The organism is Nostoc sp. JL23, assembly GCF_017115065.1.
Lineage (GTDB): Bacteria > Cyanobacteriota > Cyanobacteriia > Cyanobacteriales > Nostocaceae > Nostoc > Nostoc punctiforme_A.
Genome location: NZ_JABXKN010000076.1, coordinates 13,482 through 37,872 on the forward strand (window position 1 = coordinate 13,482; position 24,391 = coordinate 37,872).

Here is a 24,391-nt window from a genome sequence, read left to right on the forward strand (position 1 = left end):
GGGTTTAAATCCCCGTCTGAAATGTCTTTAATTTTGAATTTTGAATTTTGAATTGTTAATCGCCTCCCCTTTCGTCACCCTAAATGTTTACCGCATTCAGTGCTGAGTAAATTAAAAAGCACTTAATATTTGTGTACTTAGTAAGAGCAACGTCCCTTGTAGGCAATCTTTTAACTCAGCACTCTTCATGTGTCTAGTTCAAACTTCCCACTCATTGTTATTATCAGCGAACCAATCACTCTCAGACTTCTCACTAGCGTCAGATTAAGTAGATATAAAATTACTGGATTACTTGTAAAGATTTGGTGCTTTTTTTCATAAAAATAAAGTAACTGAACGTTGAAATTACTGTTCTATAAGGGTTTTTCATGGTAGCGAGGATCGCCCCAGCGTGAATCCAGCATAAGTTTTTATGGTAGTCTATCAAAAAACCGATAAATAATTTTGACCGTCAACACGTCAAAAATAGTTAAAACGCTTATTTTAATAAGCTGTTAATTCTACTTATATATGTAGAAACAATAGCTTTTGATGTATAACTAATCTGATTTTGGTCTAAGTAATAGTAAGGCGGGATGTCATGGTAAAGCAGGCTACTCTTCAATCAAATAAACTACCAACGATTGAAGACGCTAAATTTGCGCTTGACAACTTGAATATACAAAACGAAATTAAAGCTTCAGCTAGGCGGGGTCAGGTCGAGCCAGTTTTTGATGCTGCCAAACTTACTGTACCTACTTGTATTTGTTTAGACTTAGAAGACTTGAAGTGTTTTGAAACAGTAGAGCGTCAATATGAACGTTGGGGAGTCATTTTTCACAATTCTCTAGCAATACAGCCATCAAATCCAGCATTTCCAACCTATTCAGGGCTAATAGTCTTAATGGGAGCGCCCAAAAGCGGATTTTTAGAAGCTACTTTCTTGCGTCCAGTGAACTCGGTTAGCGCCTTTGTCACTAGTTCGCAACGGCTAGTGCTTTCCGCCTACGATCGCGATCGGCAACTACTCGCTCAAACTGCGCTACCAAGCTCTAATCTTGCCAATTCCGACTCGCCAATTTCCCCCAATACCTTATTATCTATAAATGTGAATAACATTCACAGCGTTACCTTTTGTACTTTTGATGGTCAATTCACCCTTGATAACTTTCGTTTTTGTCTTTAAGTAAGACTTACGTACAAAATGCCCTTGCTCTGAGCGATTGAAAATGGTATCTTAATTTGCGCTGTGCTGTATTAGTCTAGTATCCCTCTATAAAATCGGGCATTTTGTGATTTAAGCCTTCATCCTTCCTTCATCCATAGTAAAACTTATACAATAGGTAATTTCGTAATCAAGTAGGTAAACACTGTGGCACAGGCTTCGTCTTCTTGGCAGCAATTGATCAACCAAATCCCCAACTGGAACTGGTCGCTTCCAAAATTCAAGACAAAGGGAGCCATAAAGCAGCAAACATTTAAACGTTTCTCTGGCCCTGGGGGCTTTCTTGGGTTCCTGACAATCATTATTGCCATGTTGTTGTGGAACTGGAAACTGCTACTGGCTCTCTTAATCGGCATTGGAGTAATGGTATTGGTTTACTCAATGCAAGAGTGGGACTGGCAATTACGCTGGTCTAAAATACGTAACTTCTTAAATAATTCAAATCGTCGGTTAGCTTTAGCAGTCATCAGTGGTGGTATTGCCACTGTCAGCACTTACATGGCAGCGGCGATATGGGTTGACTCTCACAGTCACTGGATTGCTGCTGGTGCGATCGCCCAAGGTGTGGGAACCCTGTTAACTTTAATTTTATTGGTATGGCAAATTGTCAACTTCTATGAAAATCGAGAAGAAAACCACCTCGATCGGTTGTTGATGAATTTAACAGAAAAAGATCCATTGAAGCGGTTGATTGCTCTAGGTCAACTAAGTAAATTCATCAGTCGTAAGCGAGTTGATTCTTCAGTGCAGCAAGATATTGTCCAATGCTTGCAACTCCTACTCAGTCGAGAGGAAGAAGTTGTAGTACGAGAGGCAGCTTTTAAGAGTTTACAAGCCTGCGATCGCCTACAAGTGCTACCCCTCAAAACAGCAGTACCTTTCGTACCCGTATCAGCAAAAGTCAAACACCACGTTTATTAGTCATTTGTCATTTGTCTTTTGTCCTTTGTCCTTTGCAAATGACCAATGACTAATGACTAATGACTAATAATTATTTTCGAGACAACGTTCCATTACGAACTTGCACTATCGGATGATTGCACCTGCGTACCAATTGCTCATCGTGGGTGGTGACAATTACCGTAGCCCCAAAGGAATTTAACTTCTGGAGAATCTGGATTACTTGCCAGGAATTATCTGGATCGAGATTTCCAGTAGGCTCATCGGCCAACAGTAGGGGTGGTGTACCAACGATCGCACGGGCAATACTCACCCGCTGTTGCTCTCCTCCAGACAGTTGATCTGGAAAGCAGTCAGCTTTACTCAGCAAACCTACCAGCTTTAAGGTTGGTTCTAAACGTCGTTGAATTTCTTTACGGGTATACCCTTGAGCTTGCAGCACAAAAGTGACATTTTCTGCTACTGTCCGTTGGGTAATCAGTTTGTAGTCTTGAAACACAATACCAATTCGTCGCCGCAATAATGACAAGCGATCGCCCCGCAAATCCGCTACATTACATTCATCAACAATTACTTCTCCCTGTGTAGGCAACTCCTGGCCATACAGCAGTTTCAAGAGCGTTGATTTACCAGAACCACTTGGCCCCGTGATAAACAGAAATTCTCCCTTTTTTACCTCAAGGTTTGCATTCAATAAAGCGTGAGTGCCGTTAGCATAAGTCTTGGTTACAGATTGCAATTGTACTTTTGTAGTAGTATTACTACTGTACTGTTGAGTTTCACTATCCTCTCTACGAACGGAAAAGTCTTTCTTAACTTGAGTTGTTAATACTGGCATTGTTAAACTTTCCTCATACCCACAACCAAACAGTTTGCCTGCTTAGATGTGACATTCTCCCCAAAATAAGGATTCCCAGGTTTCGCCTGGGAATTTAAATTTCAACAAAGAAAATTTAAAATTTTTTCAAGACTTTAATACTAACTAAGTAAGAACACTCAGAATTGGGCATTGGGCATTGGGCATTGGGCATTGGGCATTGGGAATTGGACACGGGGACAGTCTTACACAGAGATAGTATTTGACTTTTTTTGCGTCGTCACGTCTCCTCATCCCCATGCCCTATGCCCCATGCCCCATGCCCCACTCTTAACTAATTGCACCCCTAGCTGTCAAACGATAAACAAACGCTTTCACAGCAAACGCTGGCAAAGCCAACATCCGCCGCCAGCGCCAAGGTTCTTGATAAAGTCGATACAACCATTCCAAATTATTATTTCCTAACCAGGCGGGAGCGCGAGTTTTAGTTCCCGACCAAATATCAAAACTGCCACCAACGCCAATCCAAATTGCTTGGGGACACAAATGGCGGTTTTCGGCAATCCATAACTCTTGACGTGGCACTCCCAAACCAACAAAAATCACTTGTGGCTGCAATTGAGCAAGAGTTTCTCGCAATTGTGCTTCTTCTTCTGGGGAATGGTAGCCTGAGTGAGTGCCGACTATATTCAAATCTGGAATTTGCTCCTGCCAAAAATCTGCCGCATTTGCTGCTACTCCAGGCGCTCCTCCATAGAAAAATATCTTTGTCCCTGTCTTCTGTTGCCCAAGCGCTTGCAAAAGTTTTTCTGCTAATTCAATCCCTGGAAACCGCTGCACTTTTTGCCATAACAGGCATCGTAAATACAGAACCACCCCAGCTCCATCTGGAATCACCAGTTCAGCATTTTTAATTACCTGAGCTAATAATTGATTTCGCTCTGCCTGCATAGTCATTTCTGCATTGAGCGTTACGACATGAGTTCCTCTGCCTGTGTGCAGGCATTCTAACAACCAGCCTGGATAGTCAGCCATCACATGAACTGGTATTCCCAACACTGAAAATGCTTGATTGCCGTTAGACATAGCCTATTCTTAAGTAATACTCATACCAGATTTTGCATGAATGTTAAGTTTATCAAATTTTTTTATATTAGAACTTAGGCAAAAGAGATTCCCCTTTGCCCTGCAACGAGAGAAAGCATAATTAAACTAAATAGACATAAGAGTGAACAAGAATGTATATACGTAGCAGTGCTACGTATATATAAGTGTTTTAGATAACACATAATTAATTTCACTCCTCTGTCTATTAATCTTGGGCGCTTGTACTTGGGCTGAACTAGTCCAACTTTTATTGTTACAGTGTAATATTCACTCAGTATAAAACGCTCAACTCGCAACTCTGGTTCCGGGAATAGAAACCCCCACTATACTGCTTGCAGCTAGTGTGGGAGTATGTCACGAAACTCGACTTTATGGTTATAGTGTAACGGGCTGAAGTTGGCTATGAGTAAAATTCGTATCGCTCTGATTGAAGACCATGACCTAACTCGTGTGGGTATTCGTACAGCACTACAGCAAAAGGATGAAATTGAAGTTGTAGGTGAAGCTGCTAATGCTGCTGATGGTCTAAAAATGTTAAAAATGCTACAACCAGATATTGCCATTGTCGATATTGGTTTACCAGATAAGGATGGCATTGAGTTAACACGGGAGGTAAAATCTACTACTAATGGCCAGCAGCTACTTACAAAAGTGTTAATTTTGACGCTGCGGGATAACAAAGAAGCGGTGTTGGCAGCTTTTGCCGCTGGTGCAGACTCTTACTGTATGAAAGATATCAAATTTGATAATTTGCTGGAAGCAGTACGAGTAACTTACAATGGCAACGCCTGGATCGATCCAGCGATCGCTCGGATTGTATTACAACAAGCGCAACAAAATCCTCAAAAGTTGGAATCGGCTTTGGTCGATTCCAAGACTATTGCTCCTAACCCAGATTCTTTTGAGAATCTGGAAGGAATTCAACCTTACACCCTGACAGAAAGGGAATTGGAAGTGTTACAGTTGATTGTCGAAGGTTGTAGTAATGCAGTCATTGCGGAAAGACTTTACATCACAGTTGGCACTGTTAAAACTCACGTTCGCAATATTTTGAATAAGCTATGTGCCGATGACCGTACCCAAGCAGCAGTCCGCGCCTTGCGTTCTGGGTTAGTTGGATAAATTTAATTTGGGTGTGGATCAATTGAGGATAATCAAGGGAAACTCATAACTTTGAAAATATAACTTTTCAAAGTGAATGGCTTTTCTGATTTTCTCTTATTTATTAGGTGGGATAAACATCATACTATCTCGCCATTCAAATATATGAAAACAAAAGTCAAATATGGCTGAGATTGGGACGGAAAAACTTAAGCTCATGGTGGTAGATGATGAGCCAGATAACCTAGATTTACTCTACCGCACTTTTAGGCGAGATTTTCAAGTATATAAAGCCAATCATGCCTTTGGTGCTTTGGAAATCTTGGATCAATTTGGCGAAATGGCGGTAATTATTTCTGACCAAAGAATGCCAGAAATGAATGGGACTGAATTTTTTAGTCGCACCGTAGAACGCTTTCCAGACACGATTCGGATTTTGTTAACTGGTTTTACTGATGTCGAAGATTTGGTAGATGCGATTAACTCCGGTCAGGTATTCAAGTACATTACCAAACCCTGGAATCCAGAACGGCTGAGAGGGTTAGTTGAGCAAGCCACTGATACGTATCGCTTAGTTAAAAAGCGCACCCAAGAGTTGCGTCGGGCCCTACGCCGAGAATCTTTGTTTAATGCGGTAACAACAGCAATTCGGGAATCTTTAGACTACGATAGTATGCTGCAAAAAATTGTCGCAACTATTGGAGAAACATTTGAAGCTAGCAGTTGCTTGCTCAAACCAGTAGAGGGCGATCGCCTCACACAAGACGAGTTTTTCTACCACGATCCGAAATCTGATGTATTAGATTCCGTCTTCGACTCCAGTGTTTTAATAGAAAAGGTGCTGGAAACCCGTCATTATCAACTCGCTCAAGATATATATGACGGTAATCCTAGTCACCACTTAGTTGTGCCACTTAGCTACCATCAGCATCTGTTGGCTGTGCTGACCCTCCACCAATGGGGACGCGATCGCCCTTGGGAAGACGAAGACATCCAACTAATTGCAGGTGTTGCCGAACAAGCAGCCTTAGCTCTCTCCCAAGCAAAACTCTACCAACGCCTCCAAGAAAAGCAACAGCAGATTCACACTGAGTTAGAGGTAGCTCGCCAAATTCAATACAACCTGTTACGCCAAAGTTTACCTGACATTAAAGGTGTAAAGGTACAAGCTTGCTGCTATCCAGCGCGTGAAGTAGGAGGCGATTTTTTTGAAGTTTTTGTCCATCCTAAAGGCGACTTGTGGTTAGCAGTGGGTGACGTTTCTGGTAAGGGCGTCCCAGCAGCTTTATTTATGGCTAGTATTATTTCAGTTTTGCGCCGAGAATTATCTCAAGAGACACCAGCAGAGCCGAATGTGGTTATGCAGAACCTCAACCACGCTCTCAGTGAAGATTTAATTAGCAACAATTATTTTGTCACTCTTGTATTAGCCTGTTATACCCCTAGTACTAAGGAACTGATCTACACTAATGCCGGTCATATTTACCCAATATTATGGTCACGGCAAGGTGCTTTAGCCGAAAATCCCAATTACCTGAAAGTTCGCAGCGTTCCTTTAGGGATTTTGCCTAAGTGGCAGGCGCAGTCTGGTCGCTTGGTTCTCGCTGCTGGAGACACATTGTTACTAGCCAGCGATGGAATTACAGAAGCAATGGTATCAAATAATCCTGATTCAACAGTAAAAACTGAGGCTGGGGTTGAGTCAGTGAACCGTTCGATGCTGAATCAAGATGGTCTTTGGCAACTCTTACAACAAGAGCAACAACCACTTTCTCTTAACCATTTACTAGCTCGCATTCAGGCAGATAATCACGTTCAAGAAGACGATCAAACTATACTTTCACTGGAGATTTTGTAAGTCATGAAAAGTGAGCTTCATGTACCAAGCGATTTGAATTTTCTGAATATTGTTGAAAACTGGTTGTTGGGATGTTTGAAAATTCAACTAGGGGAATCTGTGGATTGGTCGCGGCAATCAAGTCGTTTGAGACTGGCTTTAGTGGAAGCCTACTCTAATGCAGTCCGTCATGCCCACAAAGACCAACCAAATTTGCCCATCTTACTACGTTTAGAAGTGAAAGACCGAGATTTAGCCCTAGAAATTTGGGACTACGGCGAAGGCTTTGACATGTCTAACTACTACGCTCCAAATCCGATGGAAAAGCAAGAAGGTGGTTATGGTTGGCTGATTATGAATCGTCTCATGGATAAAGTAGATTACAAGTTGCAGGTTAATGGTGCTAACTGTCTGAAGTTAGAAGCTACTTTACCCGAATTAGTCCAATAGACAAAAGTTATACCAATTCAAAATTCAAAATGACGCTCTCTACGAGACGCTAAAAGCGTAGCTTGCTTCTTTGTAAGAGTACGCGGACTCGCTAACAAAACTCACGCATAAAGAAAGTCAGACAGAACAAAGGTTTGGGAGTATGTATCTGTCGCATTCTTTTTTCAAATTGGTATTACTATTTTTCAAGTCATGCTATTTATGAGGAAGAATTTAGAATTCAGGAGTCAGAATAAAGCCATGAATCCTATGTGAGTAGGTAATAAATATTGGTTTAAAACTTTGCCCTTTGTAGTTATTTGCTACTTACTTTTCGCGACGTAAATTAAGTAACTCTTTGGGGGAAGCTAAAAGTTTGATTCTAGTATAAGAAATTTGCCGTTGTTGGTTGAGAATAAATAGCCACAATACATTGACACTACACCACGAAGTTTGTGCTTTGCCTGTTACCTGGATTTGGATATCACCATTTTCTAAAGTCTCGGCGATTCCTGTGTTGGGGTAAGCTTTAATGTTTTGACCTTCTTGTTTTAAGTAGGCTGCGATCGCATCTGTTCCCACAATATCAGATTCAAATGGCGGACGCATCACACCATCTATCGCAAACAAGGCAGCAGTTGCCTCAAATTCTCCTGCATTTAAGGTTTCAAAATAACGCAGTACGCTTGATTCTGTAATTCCCTCAATCTGGAATTCTTCTTTAAACTGCGCTGGCGATATAAATTCAGCAGAGGTCATAAAATTACCTGTATTATGCTATCTGAATATTAATTTCAATACAAAAATAAATAAAAAAAAAGCTGCTGTTGAGATAGATTGCTACATATTAATAAATCTTCCTAACGATGGAAGTATTAATTTGCTATGCAGCTTAAGACAGGCTATATGTCAGGTAAGTAACAAATCTTAATTAAAGGTATTGGTTACGTAATGTATTATTATGACGCCTTTATTTGGGCAAAATCCAGATAAAAAAATGAATCAGTATTTTGTAACGAGCAGCAGTCTAGTGAAAGAAAAAGCCAGCGAGTTGGGCTTTCACAAAGTTGGAATTACTGCTGTAGATCGGGTAAATGCCACAGAAGCGCAGAGGTTGCAAGCATGGATTGAACTGGGTTATCACGCTGATATGAAATGGATGGCTAATCCAAAGCGTCAGGATATCCGCTTAGTGATGCCAGAGGTGCGATCGCTAGTGTGTGTGGCGCTGAATTACTACACACCACATCAACGTCCTGAAAGTGAGGAATACGCCAAAATTTCCCGTTATGGTTGGGGAAGGGATTATCACAAGGTAATGCATAGAAAACTTAAGCAGCTATCTATGTGGCTCAAATCACTTGATGCAAGCGTATTAGCTCTTTATTATGCAGATACTGGCCCGGTGCCAGATAAAGTGCTGGCTCAACAAGCTGGAATTGGTTGGATTGCCAAGAATGGTAATGTGATTACACGGGAATATGGCTCTTGGGTATTTTTGGGAGAAGTGTTGACCAATTTAGAATTAGAGAGCGATCGCCCACACACAGAACACTGCGGTAGCTGTACTCGTTGTCTTCAGGCTTGTCCCACAGGTGCAATTACTCAGCCTTTTGTTGTCGATGCTAATCGCTGCATTGCTTATCATACCATTGAAAATCGTGACAAGGAATTGCCAGAGGCGATCGCACCTCATTTGCAAGGCTGGGTTGCTGGTTGCGATATTTGCCAAGATGTTTGTCCTTGGAATCAACGTTTTGCCCAAACAACTGATATTGAAGAGTTTCAGCCTTATCCTGGGAATATTGCTCCCCACCTGCTAGAATTAGCCCAAATCTCAGATCGGGAGTGGGATAAACGATTTCCAGCATCTGCCTTGCGGCGGATTAAGCCAGAAATGTTACGACGCAACGCCCTAGCTAATCTTGACGCATCCAGGCAGAAGAATGACCCAGAAAGTAATTATTTTTGATTTTGATGGCACAATTGCTGATACAGTAGATGCCCTTGTAAGTATTGCTAATCGTTTAGCTGGAGACTTTGGTTATAGACAAATAAGCCCAGAACAATTAGCCTTCCTCAAGAACTTAACATCTAGGGAAATTATTAAGTACTCAGGAGTTTCTTTATTTAAGATCCCTTTTCTAGTTAAAAAAGTTAAAGGGGAATTAAAAAACAAAATTCCAGAATTAAAGCCAATTCTGGGTATTAAGGAAGCATTAACAGAACTCCAAAATCAAGGATATAAACTGGGTATCATCACTTCTAATTCTAAAGAAAATGTTACGCAATTTCTCACAATCAATGATTTAAATCACCTATTTGATTTTATCTACTCAGGAATTACAATTTTTGGTAAAACAACTATCATCAATAATGTCTTGAGGCAAAAGCAACTCAAACCTGAAGAGGTTATTTATGTTGGAGATGAAACAAGAGACATAGAAGCATCAAAAAAAGCAAATATCCAGGTGATTGCAGTGACTTGGGGGTTTAATTCATCGGAAGTACTAGCCAAGCAAAATCCAGATTATTTAATTCAGCAACCTAGCGAACTACTAGAAGTGATGAATAGTCGTTAATTAATAAATAGTCAAAAGTCGATAGTGAAAAACTTAACAATTGACTGACGATTGGTCAAAACAGTAGAGTGGGCAATGTCTACCAATGGTGATAACTTTGATTTTCATATTTTTGACATTGCCCATATTATACCAATTCCATTAATGATTGCAAGACACCATTGGCTAAAGACGCGATGAATCGCGTCTCTACAACCTCTGTACAAATAGTCTATTTGTCGCCTTCTTTTTTCAAATTGGTATTACAAAATAGCAAGATATCAGGAAAAATTAATTTTTCCGTTCACCCTTTTCTAAAGCTTGTTTTACTAAATCATCACTGACATTAGTTGCATCTCCAGTCTCAGAATTCCCAACTTCTTTTGCTGACTCTAGAAAATCATCAGGATTGCCCGTTGACTGTGTTTGAGGTTTTGTCTCTTGTGGCTTAGAAGTTTGATATTTAGGTGCAGTAGCTGATTCTGCTGCTGCTTCACCTTTACCTGTGCGATCGACTTCACTCACACTGAATTTTTGTGCCGCTGCATAATCAGCATCAAAATCCACCGTTGGTGCTTTTTCTTCACCACTAGCTATGCTTTCAGCAGCTAATTGTGCATCCTGGGTGGAAGCTTCATTTAAATTGGGCTTTACTTCTTGATCAGCCATAATTAAAACCTTAGCTAAATTTTTTATTGCTTACTTGAGCAATCATAGCAAAGCAATTGGTTGCTTTATTGCTTCCTATAGAGAGACTTTTGCCTCTATTAAAAGGTAGATTAAAGCTGCAATTTCCAATAAATTTAACTCTTTCTATCGATAGTAGAATCTGATTGTCGAACTCTGGTAACAATTAGTTTGCCTATTAAATTATTTTGGAAACAAACAATAATGACTGCAAGTTACGACAAAACTATTTCTCAAGCTCAGAGCAATGAAACTCAAGAATTGGTGGATAGGTTTAACGCCTTAGATACCGATGCCAAATTAGCCTGGTTCTATTTTGTTTATGAAAAAATGGGTGATTCGATCACGCCCGCTGCGCCCGCTGCCGCTGAACCAGAGTTAGCGCCACTTCTGCTAGGAGATTATTTTAAATTATCCGATGAGCAGCAGCTAGATATTATGCGGGATATTGTTAACCGCAAAGACACAGAATATTCCCGTGCTTATGGGGCGATAAAAGAAAACAACCAGCTGCTAGTTTGGTATGCTTGGGCGGTAGCTATGGGGGATACGGTGGTGGGAATGCCAGCTAGCTACCAGGCAAGTAAGGCAGTTAACGATCTGCTTTCCGAAATTGAAGGACTAGATTTTGAAGAGCAAATGTCAGTGTTTCGGACAATAGCTGGTGAAGTGGGTTACACCGATGTTAAGCCGATTGAAACGCAAGCAGAAACTGGAAAAACATCAAGTTTGTAATCAGCTTTGGCGATTAGAAATCGCGGCTACACAAACCAAAGTCCGCCCCCGCGGACTTTAAGAACCTACGAGACAGCTAACTGACTCAAGTCGGCTGGGGTGAGGTTGGAGTGTACTACTTGACCATCACGGAACCAAACGATGCGCTGGGTTTGACGGGCAACTTCTGGTTCATGTGTCACCATAACAACCGTGATTCCACTGGCATTGAGTTCGCCAAAAATATCTAAGACTTCTTGGGTTGTGTGCGAATCCAGTGCGCCTGTGGGTTCATCTGCGAGGAGTACCACGGGACGATTGACGATCGCACGCGCGATCGCTACTCTTTGTTGTTGTCCACCAGATAGTTGAGTTGGTTTGTTGTTAAGGCGATTTGCTAAACCTACTCGCGTCAAAGCTTCCGTGGCGCGATCGCTTCTTTCTTTCGGATTTACACTAGCATAGACCATTGGTAGCATCACATTTTCTAATGCTGTAAGTTGGGGTAATAAATGGAATTGCTGGAAGACAAAACCCAGCTTTTTATTACGGATATGTGCCAGAGATTTATCATCCATTTGCGCCACATCAATATTATCTAAGTAATAATGTCCGCCTGTGGGTCGGTCTAGACAGCCGATAATATTCATAGCTGTGGATTTACCTGAACCAGAAGGCCCCATAATTGAACAATATTCGCCCTCATGGATAGTCAAATTCACATCGTTAAGTGCTTTGACTTCAGTTTCACCACTACCATATATTTTAAAGATATTGTCCAAACGAATAATTGTTGATTTAGGAACGGGATTAGGAACTAGAGAATCGGTAATTGAAATAGTGTTTGCCATAAGGATTTAGTTATTATTTGGTAGAGATGCAATAATTATAAAAATTTGATTAATTCATAAGGCGGCGTAACTAAGGAATTATTGCCACCTTTATTACTTTACGCGCCTTCATATCAGAAAACACCTGTTCTAAATCTTTTAATGGTCGTTGTTCGCTAATAAGTAACTCAAAGGGAATTTTACGACTAGCTATGAGTGCAAGGGCCGATCGCACATATTCTGGTGTATTATGAAACACGCCTTTGATAGTAATTTCACTATAGTGTAGCTGTTCTGTACTGATGGTAATGCTAGTATCCCGTGGACATCCACCGAATAAGTTGACTGTTGCACCTGGACGGGCACAAGCGATCGCAGTTTCCCAAACACTTGGGACACCAGTGGCTTCAATTACTACATCTGCACCCCATCCTTGGGTAAGTTCTTTCACTACACTCGGAATCTCTGGAATTTGATGATAATTAAAGGTCTGGGTTGCACCCAATTTATGACCAATTTCTAGTCTGTGGTTATTACCTCCCCACAGCAAAACTTCAGCTTTCTCACTCAACGCCGCCACAAACATTAGCCCGATCGCCCCATCTCCCAAGACGACTACTTTATCTTTGGGCTTAATATTAGAACGCGCTACACCATGCAACACACAAGCTAAAGGTTCCGTCATGGCTGCCAATTCCCACGGCAACTCATCGGGAATCTGCAACATATTATGTTCTACTATCGGTGCGGGAATTTTCAAGTATTGGGCAAAAGTCCCATTATTCCAGGTCAAATTTGGACATAAGGAATATTCTTGACGTTGACAAAAAAAGCATTTCATGCATGGAGCAGAATTATTAGCGACGATGCGATCGTCTACTTGCCAATTTGTCACCCCTGTACCCACAGCAACAATTCGCCCAGCAGCTTCGTGACCAAACAGCGTTGGCGGTATCAGCATCCTGGCATGACCACCACGCCGCCAGACTTTCAAATCTGTACCACAAGTTGTTGCTGCCCCCACTTGGATTACAACTTCGCCAGCCGCCGGAATGGGGTCAGAAACTTCCTCTAGGCGTAAATCTTCTTGACCATGAAGTAACGCTGCTAACAAAACTTTAAACCTATCAATTAGCTTCATCTGATTTTACCAGTTGAAGTTGGTTGATAGGTTTAAACAAATTAGTCTTGATTTATAGTAAGCTTTTATGAATCGAAAATGGCGCAAATCAAGCTACCATTTGAAAACTTGCAAAAGCCTTGATATACAAAACTTTTGACTTTTGACTTCTGCCTTGCGGTACTAGGTATTCACCACTGGCTGAGGAACCACTCCAGTGTTCCGGGTTTCCACATTAGGCAGGCGAGTAGTATTTAATAGCGGTACAGTTAATAGTGGTACTTCTTGGCGGCACGACAGGCAAAACCAATATAGTTCACCATGACGAGCATGACGCAGGAGGGAACCACCGCAGCATGGGCAGGTGTTGGCTCTCGTACTCATACCAATGTCCTCCTTAAAAAAATTGTTGTTTTAAGCTCAGTAAAAAAAAAGCAGTTGATTAAAATTGAATGTTACCTGCATGAATGCGGCCATTCGATTCTATGCGGTCTTTAATAATTTGTCTGTAAACAGCTTCATATTCGTTAACCATTTGGCTAACACTAAAGTTGTTTTCTACATGTTTTCGAGAGGCTTGACGATTGAGTTCCAAAGCTAGTGGAATCATTGCCGCCATTTCTGCATAGCTATTGCAGATAAAACCTGTTTTAGTGTGGGCAATCACTTCAGGTACGGAGCCGAAATTCATGGCAATTACTGGCGTACCAGTTGCCATTGATTCAATCATTACTAAGCCAAAAGGTTCTTGCCAGTTAATGGGGAAAAGAGTTATCGCAGCATTACCCAGAAGTTCAGTTTTTTGGGCGTGGTTAATTTCACCGAGATATTCGATTTGCTGACCATCTATGTGGGGAGCAATCTCTTGTTGGAAAAACTCAGAGTGTACTGCATCAACCTTTCCTGCCATCTTCAAGCGCCAACCACTTTGTTTAGCAATGGCGATCGCATGGTGCGGGCCTTTCTCTGGCGAAAAACGACCTAAAAACGCTAAATATGGAGGTTCTAATGGTTGAGCTATGAATGGGTAATCTGCTAGCTCAATTCCGTTATAAACCGTGCCAACATAATTGAGATCGATTTGACGCTGAGAATTACTAATGCTGATGTATGGTTGCTTTTGGTAGTAGCTAAATGCGTGACGGTTATCAGTTGTAAAATTATTGTGCAGGGTGTGGACTGTAGGAGTTACTGTTATCAAACTCGCTAAAGGTAATGCCGAAATCCCTACATGAGAATGGATAATATCGAATTGGTCAGCATACTGGTAAACTTGGCTTAGTTCTAGCATTTCGTACACTGCATACTCTTTCACATTTGGGTCTAAGCGTAATGCACGTGGATAAACTGCTTCTAAATGAGCCAATGTTTGAGAATCACCAGAGGCAAATAAAGTTACCTCATGACCGCGACGAACAAGTTCATCAGTCAAGCGACTCACTACCAGTTCTATTCCTCCATAATTAGGAGGTGGAACCCTTTCCCATAAGGGGGCAACCTGAGCGATTTTCATAAGTTTTTCTGGTTCAGTCTATGAAATTGTCCTCAATAATCAGCTAGATCATTATTTTATGAGTAAAGAGCATTTGTACTTACTCTTTTGACATTTAAATTAACCTAACAGGCTATCAAAAGCGCAATAACGGTTAACCGTACCGTAAATTTTCTACCTACAAATCCAATTGACTATCGGGAAAAGTCAACTCTGAGCTACACTTTTAACCGTATCGCTAATCTATTAATTGTTGCATCTATCTTGGGGATCATAAAAAGGTAGAATATTTTGTAGCTGAAAATACTAAAATATTCAATAGGATCAAGTCATTCAAGCTTCATTTAAAGGTAATTGGGAAAGGGAAAATAAATTATAAATATTAAGTAATTGTACAATAATTACATAATTTGTAATTAGTAATTTACAAAAATTCTGATAATTAACTAATGAAAATCGCTACTTGGAACGTCAACTCAATTCGCACTCGCCTTGAACAGGTTATCGATTGGTTAACCCTAAATCCCGTTGATGTTCTCTGCTTGCAAGAAACCAAAGTTGTGGATGCTGAATTTCCGCGATCGCCTTTTGAGGAGTTAGGCTATAACATTTATATGTCAGGACAGAAATCTTATAACGGCGTAGCCCTGATTAGCCGCCAGCCACTTCTAGATGTCAGTAGCGGGTTTAGGGCAATTTTGCCAGATTTACACCACGAATGGGACGAGCAAAAGCGCGTGATTACAGGTGTAATTGATGGTATTCGGATTGTGAACTTATATGTTCCTAATGGCGCGGCGGTAGGAACGGAGAAATACGAATACAAACTGCGCTGGTTGACAGCGCTACACGAGTATTTGCGATTGCTAGTGTTGTCAGAATCTGCAATTTGTGTGTGCGGCGACTTCAACATTGCCCTAGAAGATAAGGATATTCATGAGCAAGTGAGTACAGAAAATCACATTATGGCAACAGAAGCAGAGCGCCAAGCCTTACGGGATATTCTGGCACTGGGATTTGCCGATGCTTTTCGTAAATTCACCACAGAAGGTGGAAATTATAGCTGGTGGGATTATCGCTCTGCCGCTTTTCGTCGTAACTTAGGTTGGCGAATTGACCATCAGTATCTCACGCCCATACTATATGAACGCGCTACAAGTTGTATTATTGATGTCGCACCCAGAAAGTTAACCCAACCTAGCGACCATGTGCCGGTAATTGTGGAATTTTGAATTGGGGTATTGGGCATTGGGCATTGGGCATTGGGCATTGGGCATTGGGGAAAAGGCAGAGTGTAAAAACTTGCTGCAACTTTTCCTATCCTCCTCTACTCCCTTATCCCCATGCCCAATAAGTAGTAAGACAAAATTAATTACACAAATTTCGACCTGAAACCCTTATGTAGCCTAAAATCTAATGTGTAAATATTTCTGTCAGATTACTTACTTCTCCACGAGAGGCTGCGCCAACGGCAACTTTTGGAGACGCACTCGCGTTCGCTCAGTACAAATGCCCCATACCCCATCAATCAATTTAACGGTTTATATATATCCTCAGAGCTGGGATTGAGATAAGGACGTTGTAAATCTATTAAGTGTCGCGCAAAGTGTTGGTCAATAACCCTCATTCGTTCCTCCATTGCATTTTTACCTTTTTGCCAAGCTTCTAACAAAGCATTAGCAACGATTTGGCAACGGTTCATCCCAAAACTTTCTTGTGCCGCAAATTTTTGGGTTGGTTCTTCGGCTAAACCTAACCCTGGAGCTAAAAATTTGGTGAACAAAGGAATTTCGGGCTGGAAATGGGATTGATTTTCGATATAAACAGTCTGAAGGATTGTGCGGATTGCTGGATAGTCGGGGAGTTCAAAGTAAAGTAGCCCCGAATCATAGCGTCCGTATGCAGAAGGGTTGTGGAGAACCTGAAAGCTAAAGGGAATCGAGGCTGCATTTAGTTGCAGTGTCAAGCTTTCCATGAGAGCGATCGCACCAGATGCCGTAAAGTTAAAGTAGATTCGCCCTGCTCCTAAATCGGCGTCTGGGTTGCTTTGGCGTTCCTGTCCAACATTGCTAACTGCTAAGTAACAGCCGTTTTGCAGTCGATTTTTGGGCATCCAGATTGCTACCATGTCACCCACTTTGGTAGATTTCTTACTAGATTCTAGATGGCAATCTGGCTCAACATAAAGTGTTAAACCGCCTTTAGTCACCGCCATAGTCCCATCAGGTTCTTTCCGCAACACCTGCCATCGAGGGTCAAAGTAACCGATGCCGTGATTACTGGCGTGCAGTTGCTCGTAAAAGTCCCAATCAATCTCCAAAATGGAATTATCTGCTAAATTATGTTTTTGCGGTTGATTAGTATTGTCAGTATTGACTGCCAAAGTACTTTGCAGGGAGCCATTGTAATAGATTCCATAGAGAAAATTTCGCAGTAGGAGAGTGAGATACTTTTGTTGTAAATCTACGGAATTTTGCTGAAATCTATCGGCTATTTTAGTCGGCAGAGCGAAGGGTTGATAATTGGGATGGTAAATACAAAAATTAGACTCAATCTGGATATTCTGAGCAATATCAAATAGAGAATTTAGCGATTGATTGATAGAGGAATTTAGCATTAATCGATTCAGAAATCAAACTTTAACAAAATAGAATTCAGGAGTCAGAATACAGAATGCAGAATTGTGTGTTCTTTTTAAATTTTTCTGCTACCTATTACTAACAACCACGCAGCCGAGTTTTCTCGTAATAAATCCGAAGTAACTGCTGCTCTTTTACAGGCTGAGGAAATTTATGAATGTTTGCCACAGGATTCAGGATTTCTGATTCTGATATCCCAAAAATGGTCAGTACAGCTTGCTCTGGCATTACAAGTAAACTTTTAGCTACTTGCAGCATACACAGTTCAACATTATTAAAGTGTTTACGGCACGTAATCATCTCCTGAATTTGATGAATTAGTGCCAGCCCCGCAAACTGAATAACCCGCGAAATAAAGTCACTGCGGTATTCCAGAATCATCGGGAAAGCATTTATATAAGCCCTAATTAAGGCAATAATTGAAGGTTGTAAAATCTCTAACGGTGTTAACGCCAAATTTAGAGATTCTTCTAACTCAATGGTGGGGTCTACTACCAGACTCTTGAGCCAAATTCCTAAATAGCTTGCCAGTAAAGTTCCTAAATCAAAGGCTGGGTCTCCCCAAGAACAAGCTTTCCAGTCAATTAGTCGTATAAGACAATTGTCTAATTGCTCCCACCTGGAATGAACCAAAATGTTGTTCAATTTCAGGTCGTTGTGAGTTAAGCAGCAAGGATTCCAGCTATATGCCAAATCTGCGATCGCAGATTCCAAACTCTCGTATTGTTGATAGAGAACATAGAATTTCAGTGCATCCGTGGGAACAGTCCCAAAAATCTCCGGCCCAATCGACCCTACCCCTTGCGCTGGATTGTAAAACCCGTAGCGAAACTCTCCTTGGGGAGCAGTTGCCATAAAATCCCGATATTCTCGGCGGTTGTAGGTGGCGCGATGCAGTCCCGCCAAAGTAGTGCCGATGGCAGTGGCAATTTCTTGTGGAAAAATCTCATTGTTGTGGTACAATTTCGCAAGTTCTAGATATTCGTTTAAGTAGCTACGGACAAGAATCGAATTTTCTTCGTCAAAATGTACTACCAATGGCGCGATCGCTGAAGTATTACCTAGAACTGGAAACTGTTGTAGCAACTGGTGAAACAGCCACTCCTGAAACAATTCATGAGGCGCACCGTCATTGTTGTTAACGTTACGTTCTTGTTTAATGAGCAGTTGGCGATTATCTGCTAAAGTCACTAGTAAATTGAAATTGTTCTGACTACTTCCTGGCAACTCAGATTTGTCTGATGGGCCATCTTCTGAGCTACACAGACCCGCGTCTTGCAGATACTGGATAACGTTATGAGAAGACAGTGATAATACCATGTATTATTTCCTACTTCATTAAATTACTTAAACTTATCGTATCAAATTTGCTTGGTCTTAAGAGTTTTCAGTAGATAGGAACTAATGCAAGAAGAGAGATGTGAATAACAATAAAGATTTCTACAATCTACTAATATCTCATATTTGGGAGAAAAACCTGCCAAAATGGCACCAAGTCCTTTGCAATTCCTTTAAAATTGGCTCCCAGATACCGTGACATCTTTACGCTTTATCAGCATAGTTACTTAGATACATCTACAGTAAGTTTTGTGGTAGAGCTTTTTGATGTGGCTCCATCTCCTTTTTTTGTGGCAAAGAAGCATCTCCAGCAAAAAAACTGATTGGCGGCAGATGTTGTTTGATGTTCATGTAGTCATCTAAAAACAGCGAAGAACTTCAGTAACCCTTCGCAGTAAGAAGCACGAGATTCAACACTATTACTTTTATTTATCATCACAAAGCCAAAAAAACCGGAATTTTTTAGCAATTAATAATTATTTTTTGATTTAATTTTCAGAATTTGTGTCTGGAAAGCTCGTTATCACGTTATTTTTGTCACCTACAAATTGTAGATGACTATGGGCGATCGCAAACAAAGCCTACATGAGCGCATCTTATGTAACTGCACTTTTGTCAAGGTTGATAATTTTAAGGGTTTTCTACGTATTCACTTAAAAGATGAACAAAGGGCGATGTCTACGACGGACTACGCCTACGCAGTATAATCAACCAATAAAACTTTACCCTGATCTGGAAGTTATTAGGCAGGGGTAACAAGTCATAGTAATATAAATGTACTAGTATAATTCAAGGCAAACAGAGTCATACTATACAAAAAACAGGAGGGTGGTTATTGCTAAAAGACCGATATTACCTTAAAGCCACCATTTGATTCACCATCACCGCCAATGCCAGCATACCTAAAATCGTCATTAATCCCGCAGGCATAAACTTGCGTGTTTTTGCCAGTCTAAATGCAAAGACAACTACTAAAACAGCAGTAACTAATACTGCTAAAATCGAACCCCAAGTTTGTCCTTGGAGTTGAAAGTAAGCGGCAAGTATTAGTAATAAACCGCTAATGCTACCACTTAGGAGTGAAACTTTACTTGTAGCCTGTATGTAGCCAATAACGCCACCAACAATCGCTAATATGCCGTAGGCAAAAGCAGCAACTATACCTAAATTCATTGTTAAAACCTATGTAGACTTTGACTTTACTGCCAGGGTCAGCAGACAATTTACCATAGCTATTTAGCTATACCACACAGTTGATTAATGGATAATAAAGCGATGCCAATGGCAAGTACTTCCTCATATACAAGGGTTCAATATCTCCAGCGCCAAGCAGCCTCACTTTTACTTTACCAATCTGTTCTACAAGGTGAAGTGGGGAGGGCATTTCTGGAACTGTTGCAAGCTATACGTTACACTGAAGCCGATGCACGAGGTTGTCTCCAAGCCTACGGCAGTTACTTTCACGCTTTGGCTGCTAGAAATCAAAACTGGGAAGACTATTTAATTACTCAAATTCTCTTCTCTGAGAATCCTTTTACAAGGCTGGCGGGAGTGCGAGAATTTGAAGATTTGCCCCCAGCTTTAGTAACAGCAGTTCAGCATGATTTACAAGTATTGCAAAGTCTATATGAGTGTAGCAGCGCTTCTTTGAGCGAGTGGGTACAAGGCGTAGCTCACATGCCGATTTCGCCAGTAGTGTGGTATAAAGAGCAAGAATTAGTAGGAGTAGAGACAAAATTTACTACATATCTACAAGAGTTAGATAATTGGGGTGATGCTGTAGAAGAGTTAGCAGCTTATTATCGGCAATGTGGCTCTGGTTTATTTGCAGAATATCGCGCTTTACGCTGGCAATCTGGGCAGTTTCTCGGTATCAGGTATTCTGACCCGGTTAAACTGAGTGCGCTTGTCGGTTACGAATCTCAAAAAGATGCTTTGCTGAAAAATACAGAGTTTTTATTATCAGGAGAGATGGCACTCCATGTATTACTTTACGGTAGTCGCGGTTCTGGCAAATCTTCTTTAGTGAAATCTTTGTTAAATGAATATAGCAATCGCAGCCTCCGCTTATTGGAAGTGGCAAAATCTGATTTAAAAGACTTACCAGAAATCGTGGAACATTTACGGGGTGTATCACAAAAATTTATTATCTTTGTCGATGACCTTTCATTTGAAGAAGATGATGATGCCTTTAAAGCCCTCAAGGTAGTTTTAGAAGGTAATTTAACGGCGCGACCTCAAAATGTAGTTGTGTACGCTACTTCCAATCGCCGCCACCTGATTCGGGAGTTTTTTGTAGATAGACCGACTCCCAAGGATAACGAGGAAATCCATGCCTGGGATACGATGCAGGAGAAGCTTTCGTTTAGCGATCGCTTTGGTTTAACCTTGACTTTTGAACCAGCCAATCAGAAAACTTATTTAAAAATTGTACAACATCTAGTGGCACAAGCTGAAATTAATATTACCCAAGAAGATTTGGAATTTCAGGCATTACAATGGGCAACTCGTCATAATGGTCGTTCTGGACGTACAGCACGGCAGTTTGTTGATTTTTTAAAAGCAGATTTAACGCTTTTTTATGCAAATAAAAACACATCCAACACTTAATATCAAAATTTTTTCATTGATAATTGCGCTTTTTTGTAAATTACAGAACAGTGTTATGCACCATTAACTAAAATTAGAGATTTCATAACCATTCTGATACCCAAATTGAGAAAAATATTTTGATTGACCAGATATAACCACTTAGATTAAGTATTTTATGTGTATTTGCTTTTTAATTACGAATTAAGAATTATAAATTAGTATGACTACTTATTCAGATAATTTTACTACGCTAAAAACCAGCAATATGCAATCAGTTACGATCAGCAATCGATTTATACTAGTGATAGTTGCCTTTAGTGTGAGTTTTGGTCTTAGCCTTGTCCCAAGCTGGGATTTTAATAAAGCCTTTCTCACAGGTGTAATTACTGCCGTTACTATCCATACAACAGCATTATTCATAGACAAGCGGCGCAGAAATTATGAAATGTTTGTTTTAGGTTCTCTCCGCAAGCGAATTAAAGAGATGGAGGGATTAAAGGCTCGCGTTGTCAGAGAAATAAATCAAATTAAAGAACATCATAATTTATTATATTCTGAATCACAACAGGTGCAAAATCAAGTCATAGAAAGCCGTAGCCAAAGAGATAGTCTACAGCGAGAATTAAGAACATTTGCCGGACAAAAGAAGCAATTAGAAACAGAAATTAGTAACCTGCAAACTGAAATTAATAATTTGCAGAACAATCAAACTGAATTGAACAATGCTTTTTCTATCCTCACAGCAGAAAAGCGCCGTTTAGAGTCAAATTGTAATGTATCTCGTGCTGAAATCACTCAATTGCAAAGTCAAATTTCCGAGCTACAACACGAAAAACAAGAAGTTGAAAGTAATTTAACTCTTTTAGGCAGACTCAAACCCCAATTAGAAGAAAAATTATACGAACTGCGAATTGCAATTCAAGAGCTAGAAGTTGAGACAACCCAAAACAATCAATTGCTGGTAGCAACGAAAACCGAAAGAGAAAATCTCCAAGCTATTCTTAATTCTTCACAAACTCAACTAGCAGAACACAAAGCTGAATTACAGCAATTACAAGGACAAGTTTCATTATTGCAAGAAGAACGAGACTCATTACAAAATCAAGTATGGGAATTACTACAACAAGTAGAAACATTGAATCCAGAGCCTTTGTCTGATAATTTCCAAGAAGATGATATTGAATTGTTTCCATTTTCGGAAATAATTGAATCTTCAGATGTTATTAAAAATTCGAAAGTTGAGACATCAGAAAATATCCCCGAAGAATGGACCAATTTTCTCGAAAATCTTCCAGGACATGAGTTACAAGTATTAAAAGCTATAGTTGAACAAGATAATCCCAATAGTGCTATCAAAAAAATTGCCGAAGCAAATATTACTATGCCAAATTTATTAATCGATTCTATAAATGAACGGGCAAATGATACTATTGGGGAATTAATAATTAATTTTGATTCGGAAAGTCCAAAAGTTTATCAGGAGTATATAACAGATGTCAAAAAAATGATTGCGATGTATGAAGGCCTCATGGCTAGACATACTTCGTCAAATTAAATTGTTATTGCCGTCGTCAGATTTAGTAGTAAGATGATATCCCTTACCTACTTACTGCGTGCTTCTGCGTTTAGAATAAAGTGAAGTGTAATACATGGCAAAGCTCAAAATCTCGAAGAAAATCTCCACTGCTTTAATCAATTCTCTTGGTGCAGGGGTAGTACCAAGATTGGGAGTTGAATATATCGCAGTAGGTCGAGAAAAAGAACTAAAAAGCGTATTACAAAATCTCGATGATATTACAGAAGGTGTCGCAGCATTTCGCTTCATAATTGGTAACTACGGTTCTGGGAAAAGTTTTTTATTACAACTAATTCGCAACCGCGCTATGGAGCAAGGTTTTGTAGTTGCTGATGCTGATTTATCGCCAGAACGTCGATTAGCTGGAAGCAACAATGAAGGCGTAGCGACTTATCGAGAATTAATGAGTCACCTAGCTACAAAAACTCGTCCTGATGGTGGTGCTTTAGTTTCGATTTTAGAAGGATGGATTAATAAAATTCAACAAGAAGTGGTTAAAGAAACTCAAATGCGTCCCAATGACGATGGTTTTGATGACCAAGTTGAATCGAAAATTAGGGAAGTAGTTCAGTATATTGAAGATTTAGTTCACGGTTTTGATTTTGGTAGTGTGATTATCGCTTATTGGCGTGGCTATCGAATGGATGATGATAATTTAAAAAATGCAGCAATGCGTTGGTTGCGGGGAGAATTTACTACTAAAGTTGAGGCGAAAGCAGCTTTAGGAGTGCGGGTAATTATTGATGATGATAGTTGGTATGATTATATAAAACTGTTTGCGAAGTTTGTCGCTGAGATTGGCTATAAAGGACTGTTAATTCTAGTTGATGAAGCCGTACATTTATATCAAATATCTACTACCGTTACGCGGGAAAAGAATTATAATCGACTCCTCGCAATGTTTAACGACACCATGCAATGTAAAGCAGAACATCTTGGCATTGTTGTTGGTGGAACAACTAAATTTTTAGAAGACCCCAAACGCGGACTTTTTGCAGACCAAGCTTGGCAAAGACGTACAAAAGAAAGTCGTTTTGTTGCCCAAGCTAATGTTCAGGAGCATTTAGGGCCAGTGATTCGGTTGAACCCGTTGAGTGAAGCAGAAATATTGATGCTTTTGCAACGTTTAGCTGAGATTCATGCACTTAATTTTGGGTATGAACAGACTTTGACAAATCGTGAATTGAAAGAGTTCGTGCAAGAAATTATTAATCGCTTGGGTGCAGAAGCATTACTGACACCAGGAGAAATTGTGCGGGATTTTATGAGTGTGCTGAATATTCTTCACCAAAATCCAGGAATTGCGTTTGGTGAATTAATTCATGGTTCTAAATTTAAACCTACTGGTGTGGGTAAGGATGCAGAAGTTGATGAGGACGGCGCAGCTGAATTTAGTTTGTAGTTTACTCTCTAGTAATTGGTAAGCCAAGCCAATCGCTAATTTCAT

Annotated in this window: 23 protein-coding genes; 12 read left to right on the plus strand and 11 right to left on the minus strand. The window is 40.3% G+C overall.

Annotated features, from left to right (window positions below; all coding sequences use genetic code 11):
• Positions 1-580: 580 nt before the first annotated feature.
• Together HWQ42_RS15875 and HWQ42_RS15880 are read left to right on the plus strand one after the other, a co-directional pair.
• Positions 581-1,165 (plus strand): hypothetical protein, encoded by a 585-nt coding sequence (locus tag HWQ42_RS15875; RefSeq protein WP_292813648.1) that lies wholly within the window; start codon positions 581-583, stop codon positions 1,163-1,165.
• A 186-nt stretch (positions 1,166-1,351) separates the two neighbouring features.
• The gene (locus HWQ42_RS15880; protein WP_292738832.1) at positions 1,352-2,125 is read left to right on the plus strand and encodes an armadillo-type fold-containing protein; all 774 of its coding nucleotides are present in this window, start codon (positions 1,352-1,354) and stop codon (positions 2,123-2,125) included.
• Positions 2,126-2,195: 70 nt separating this feature from the next.
• Here the strand turns inward: HWQ42_RS15880 and ftsE are convergent, their stop codons facing one another.
• Complete coding sequence (gene ftsE, locus HWQ42_RS15885) at positions 2,196-2,942, minus strand: cell division ATP-binding protein FtsE (protein WP_292813651.1); 747 nt, start codon at positions 2,940-2,942, stop codon at positions 2,196-2,198.
• Positions 2,943-3,251: 309 nt separating this feature from the next.
• Positions 3,252-4,007, minus strand: a complete 756-nt coding sequence (locus HWQ42_RS15890) for a WecB/TagA/CpsF family glycosyltransferase (RefSeq protein ID WP_292813653.1) — start codon at positions 4,005-4,007, stop codon at positions 3,252-3,254.
• 423 nt (positions 4,008-4,430) lie between these two features.
• Here HWQ42_RS15890 and HWQ42_RS15895 point away from each other — a divergent pair, with 423 nt between their 5' ends.
• The 3 genes from HWQ42_RS15895 (at position 4,431) to HWQ42_RS15905 (ending at position 7,416) form a co-directional block, all read left to right on the plus strand.
• The gene (locus HWQ42_RS15895) at positions 4,431-5,150 is read left to right on the plus strand and encodes a response regulator transcription factor (protein ID WP_292738826.1); all 720 of its coding nucleotides are present in this window, start codon (positions 4,431-4,433) and stop codon (positions 5,148-5,150) included.
• A 163-nt stretch (positions 5,151-5,313) separates the two neighbouring features.
• Positions 5,314-6,987 carry a SpoIIE family protein phosphatase gene (locus tag HWQ42_RS15900; protein WP_292813656.1) on the plus strand — a complete coding sequence of 558 codons (1,674 nt, stop codon included), beginning with the start codon at positions 5,314-5,316 and terminating at the stop codon, positions 6,985-6,987.
• Positions 6,988-6,990: 3 nt separating this feature from the next.
• Entirely contained in the window at positions 6,991-7,416 is a 426-nt protein-coding gene (locus tag HWQ42_RS15905; protein WP_292738822.1) for an anti-sigma regulatory factor, read from the plus strand.
• A 306-nt stretch (positions 7,417-7,722) separates the two neighbouring features.
• On the opposite strand, the gene HWQ42_RS15910 is transcribed toward HWQ42_RS15905, so the two are convergent.
• Positions 7,723-8,154, minus strand: a complete 432-nt coding sequence (locus tag HWQ42_RS15910) for a ketosteroid isomerase family protein (protein ID WP_292813659.1) — start codon at positions 8,152-8,154, stop codon at positions 7,723-7,725.
• A 238-nt stretch (positions 8,155-8,392) separates the two neighbouring features.
• On the opposite strand from HWQ42_RS15910, the gene queG reads away from it, so the two are divergent.
• Positions 8,393-9,367: a tRNA epoxyqueuosine(34) reductase QueG gene (gene queG, locus HWQ42_RS15915; protein WP_292738818.1), complete on the plus strand. Its 975-nt coding sequence runs from the start codon at positions 8,393-8,395 to the stop codon at positions 9,365-9,367.
• Complete coding sequence (locus HWQ42_RS15920) at positions 9,342-9,977, plus strand: HAD-IA family hydrolase (protein WP_292738815.1); 636 nt, start codon at positions 9,342-9,344, stop codon at positions 9,975-9,977. The genes queG and HWQ42_RS15920 overlap by 26 nt, the downstream gene beginning before the upstream one ends.
• Positions 9,978-10,247: 270 nt before the next feature.
• Here the strand turns inward: HWQ42_RS15920 and HWQ42_RS15925 are convergent, their stop codons facing one another.
• Entirely contained in the window at positions 10,248-10,625 is a 378-nt protein-coding gene (locus HWQ42_RS15925; RefSeq protein ID WP_292813662.1) for a hypothetical protein, read from the minus strand.
• 222 nt (positions 10,626-10,847) lie between these two features.
• Here HWQ42_RS15925 and HWQ42_RS15930 point away from each other — a divergent pair, with 222 nt between their 5' ends.
• Complete coding sequence (locus HWQ42_RS15930; protein WP_292813665.1) at positions 10,848-11,378, plus strand: orange carotenoid protein N-terminal domain-containing protein; 531 nt, start codon at positions 10,848-10,850, stop codon at positions 11,376-11,378.
• Between the two features lie 65 nt (positions 11,379-11,443).
• Here HWQ42_RS15930 and HWQ42_RS15935 read toward each other — a convergent pair whose 3' ends face one another.
• From HWQ42_RS15935 to HWQ42_RS15950, 4 genes are all read right to left on the minus strand, one after another.
• Positions 11,444-12,208, minus strand: a complete 765-nt coding sequence (locus HWQ42_RS15935) for an ABC transporter ATP-binding protein (RefSeq protein WP_292813667.1) — start codon at positions 12,206-12,208, stop codon at positions 11,444-11,446.
• Positions 12,209-12,278: 70 nt separating this feature from the next.
• Positions 12,279-13,301, minus strand: a complete 1,023-nt coding sequence (locus HWQ42_RS15940; protein ID WP_292813979.1) for a zinc-binding dehydrogenase — start codon at positions 13,299-13,301, stop codon at positions 12,279-12,281.
• A gap of 189 nt (positions 13,302-13,490) precedes the next feature.
• Entirely contained in the window at positions 13,491-13,691 is a 201-nt protein-coding gene (locus HWQ42_RS15945; RefSeq protein ID WP_292738807.1) for a hypothetical protein, read from the minus strand.
• A 58-nt stretch (positions 13,692-13,749) separates the two neighbouring features.
• The gene (locus HWQ42_RS15950; protein ID WP_292813670.1) at positions 13,750-14,820 is read right to left on the minus strand and encodes a glycosyltransferase family 4 protein; all 1,071 of its coding nucleotides are present in this window, start codon (positions 14,818-14,820) and stop codon (positions 13,750-13,752) included.
• A 428-nt stretch (positions 14,821-15,248) separates the two neighbouring features.
• On the opposite strand from HWQ42_RS15950, the gene xth reads away from it, so the two are divergent.
• Positions 15,249-16,031, plus strand: a complete 783-nt coding sequence (gene xth, locus HWQ42_RS15955) for an exodeoxyribonuclease III (RefSeq protein WP_292813672.1) — start codon at positions 15,249-15,251, stop codon at positions 16,029-16,031.
• Positions 16,032-16,327: 296 nt separating this feature from the next.
• Here xth and HWQ42_RS15960 read toward each other — a convergent pair whose 3' ends face one another.
• From HWQ42_RS15960 to HWQ42_RS15970, 3 genes are all read right to left on the minus strand, one after another.
• On the minus strand, positions 16,328-17,416 hold the full coding sequence (locus HWQ42_RS15960; protein ID WP_292813675.1) for a T3SS effector HopA1 family protein: 1,089 nt from the start codon (positions 17,414-17,416) through the stop codon (positions 16,328-16,330).
• A gap of 100 nt (positions 17,417-17,516) precedes the next feature.
• Complete coding sequence (locus HWQ42_RS15965; RefSeq protein WP_292813678.1) at positions 17,517-18,758, minus strand: aminoglycoside phosphotransferase family protein; 1,242 nt, start codon at positions 18,756-18,758, stop codon at positions 17,517-17,519.
• An 870-nt stretch (positions 18,759-19,628) separates the two neighbouring features.
• On the minus strand, positions 19,629-19,949 hold the full coding sequence (locus HWQ42_RS15970; protein ID WP_292813680.1) for a TMEM14 family protein: 321 nt from the start codon (positions 19,947-19,949) through the stop codon (positions 19,629-19,631).
• 87 nt (positions 19,950-20,036) lie between these two features.
• Between HWQ42_RS15970 and HWQ42_RS15975 the strand changes: the two genes are divergently transcribed.
• From HWQ42_RS15975 to HWQ42_RS15985, 3 genes are all read left to right on the plus strand, one after another.
• Complete coding sequence (locus HWQ42_RS15975) at positions 20,037-21,386, plus strand: ATP-binding protein (RefSeq protein WP_292813683.1); 1,350 nt, start codon at positions 20,037-20,039, stop codon at positions 21,384-21,386.
• A gap of 247 nt (positions 21,387-21,633) precedes the next feature.
• Positions 21,634-22,923, plus strand: a complete 1,290-nt coding sequence (locus HWQ42_RS15980) for a tellurite resistance TerB C-terminal domain-containing protein (RefSeq protein ID WP_292813686.1) — start codon at positions 21,634-21,636, stop codon at positions 22,921-22,923.
• A 94-nt stretch (positions 22,924-23,017) separates the two neighbouring features.
• The gene (locus HWQ42_RS15985) at positions 23,018-24,346 is read left to right on the plus strand and encodes an ATP-binding protein (RefSeq protein ID WP_292813688.1); all 1,329 of its coding nucleotides are present in this window, start codon (positions 23,018-23,020) and stop codon (positions 24,344-24,346) included.
• Positions 24,347-24,391: the final 45 nt, after the last annotated feature.

Bases quoted from the DNA above. Each gene is read 5' to 3' on its own strand.
- HWQ42_RS15875 (WP_292813648.1), top strand. From the start codon at position 581: ATGGTAAAGCAGGCTACTCTTCAATCAAATAAACTACCAACGATTGAA.
- ftsE (WP_292813651.1), bottom strand. From the start codon at position 2,942: ATGCCAGTATTAACAACTCAAGTTAAGAAAGACTTTTCCGTTCGTAGA.
- HWQ42_RS15890 (WP_292813653.1), bottom strand. From the start codon at position 4,007: ATGTCTAACGGCAATCAAGCATTTTCAGTGTTGGGAATACCAGTTCAT.
- HWQ42_RS15895 (WP_292738826.1), top strand. From the start codon at position 4,431: ATGAGTAAAATTCGTATCGCTCTGATTGAAGACCATGACCTAACTCGT.
- HWQ42_RS15900 (WP_292813656.1), top strand. From the start codon at position 5,314: ATGGCTGAGATTGGGACGGAAAAACTTAAGCTCATGGTGGTAGATGAT.
- HWQ42_RS15905 (WP_292738822.1), top strand. From the start codon at position 6,991: ATGAAAAGTGAGCTTCATGTACCAAGCGATTTGAATTTTCTGAATATT.
- HWQ42_RS15910 (WP_292813659.1), bottom strand. From the start codon at position 8,154: ATGACCTCTGCTGAATTTATATCGCCAGCGCAGTTTAAAGAAGAATTC.
- queG (WP_292738818.1), top strand. From the start codon at position 8,393: ATGAATCAGTATTTTGTAACGAGCAGCAGTCTAGTGAAAGAAAAAGCC.
- HWQ42_RS15920 (WP_292738815.1), top strand. From the start codon at position 9,342: ATGACCCAGAAAGTAATTATTTTTGATTTTGATGGCACAATTGCTGAT.
- HWQ42_RS15925 (WP_292813662.1), bottom strand. From the start codon at position 10,625: ATGGCTGATCAAGAAGTAAAGCCCAATTTAAATGAAGCTTCCACCCAG.
- HWQ42_RS15930 (WP_292813665.1), top strand. From the start codon at position 10,848: ATGACTGCAAGTTACGACAAAACTATTTCTCAAGCTCAGAGCAATGAA.
- HWQ42_RS15935 (WP_292813667.1), bottom strand. From the start codon at position 12,208: ATGGCAAACACTATTTCAATTACCGATTCTCTAGTTCCTAATCCCGTT.
- HWQ42_RS15945 (WP_292738807.1), bottom strand. From the start codon at position 13,691: ATGAGTACGAGAGCCAACACCTGCCCATGCTGCGGTGGTTCCCTCCTG.
- HWQ42_RS15950 (WP_292813670.1), bottom strand. From the start codon at position 14,820: ATGAAAATCGCTCAGGTTGCCCCCTTATGGGAAAGGGTTCCACCTCCT.
- xth (WP_292813672.1), top strand. From the start codon at position 15,249: ATGAAAATCGCTACTTGGAACGTCAACTCAATTCGCACTCGCCTTGAA.
- HWQ42_RS15960 (WP_292813675.1), bottom strand. From the start codon at position 17,416: ATGCTAAATTCCTCTATCAATCAATCGCTAAATTCTCTATTTGATATT.
- HWQ42_RS15965 (WP_292813678.1), bottom strand. From the start codon at position 18,758: ATGGTATTATCACTGTCTTCTCATAACGTTATCCAGTATCTGCAAGAC.
- HWQ42_RS15970 (WP_292813680.1), bottom strand. From the start codon at position 19,949: ATGAATTTAGGTATAGTTGCTGCTTTTGCCTACGGCATATTAGCGATT.
- HWQ42_RS15975 (WP_292813683.1), top strand. From the start codon at position 20,037: ATGGATAATAAAGCGATGCCAATGGCAAGTACTTCCTCATATACAAGG.
- HWQ42_RS15980 (WP_292813686.1), top strand. From the start codon at position 21,634: ATGCAATCAGTTACGATCAGCAATCGATTTATACTAGTGATAGTTGCC.
- HWQ42_RS15985 (WP_292813688.1), top strand. From the start codon at position 23,018: ATGGCAAAGCTCAAAATCTCGAAGAAAATCTCCACTGCTTTAATCAAT.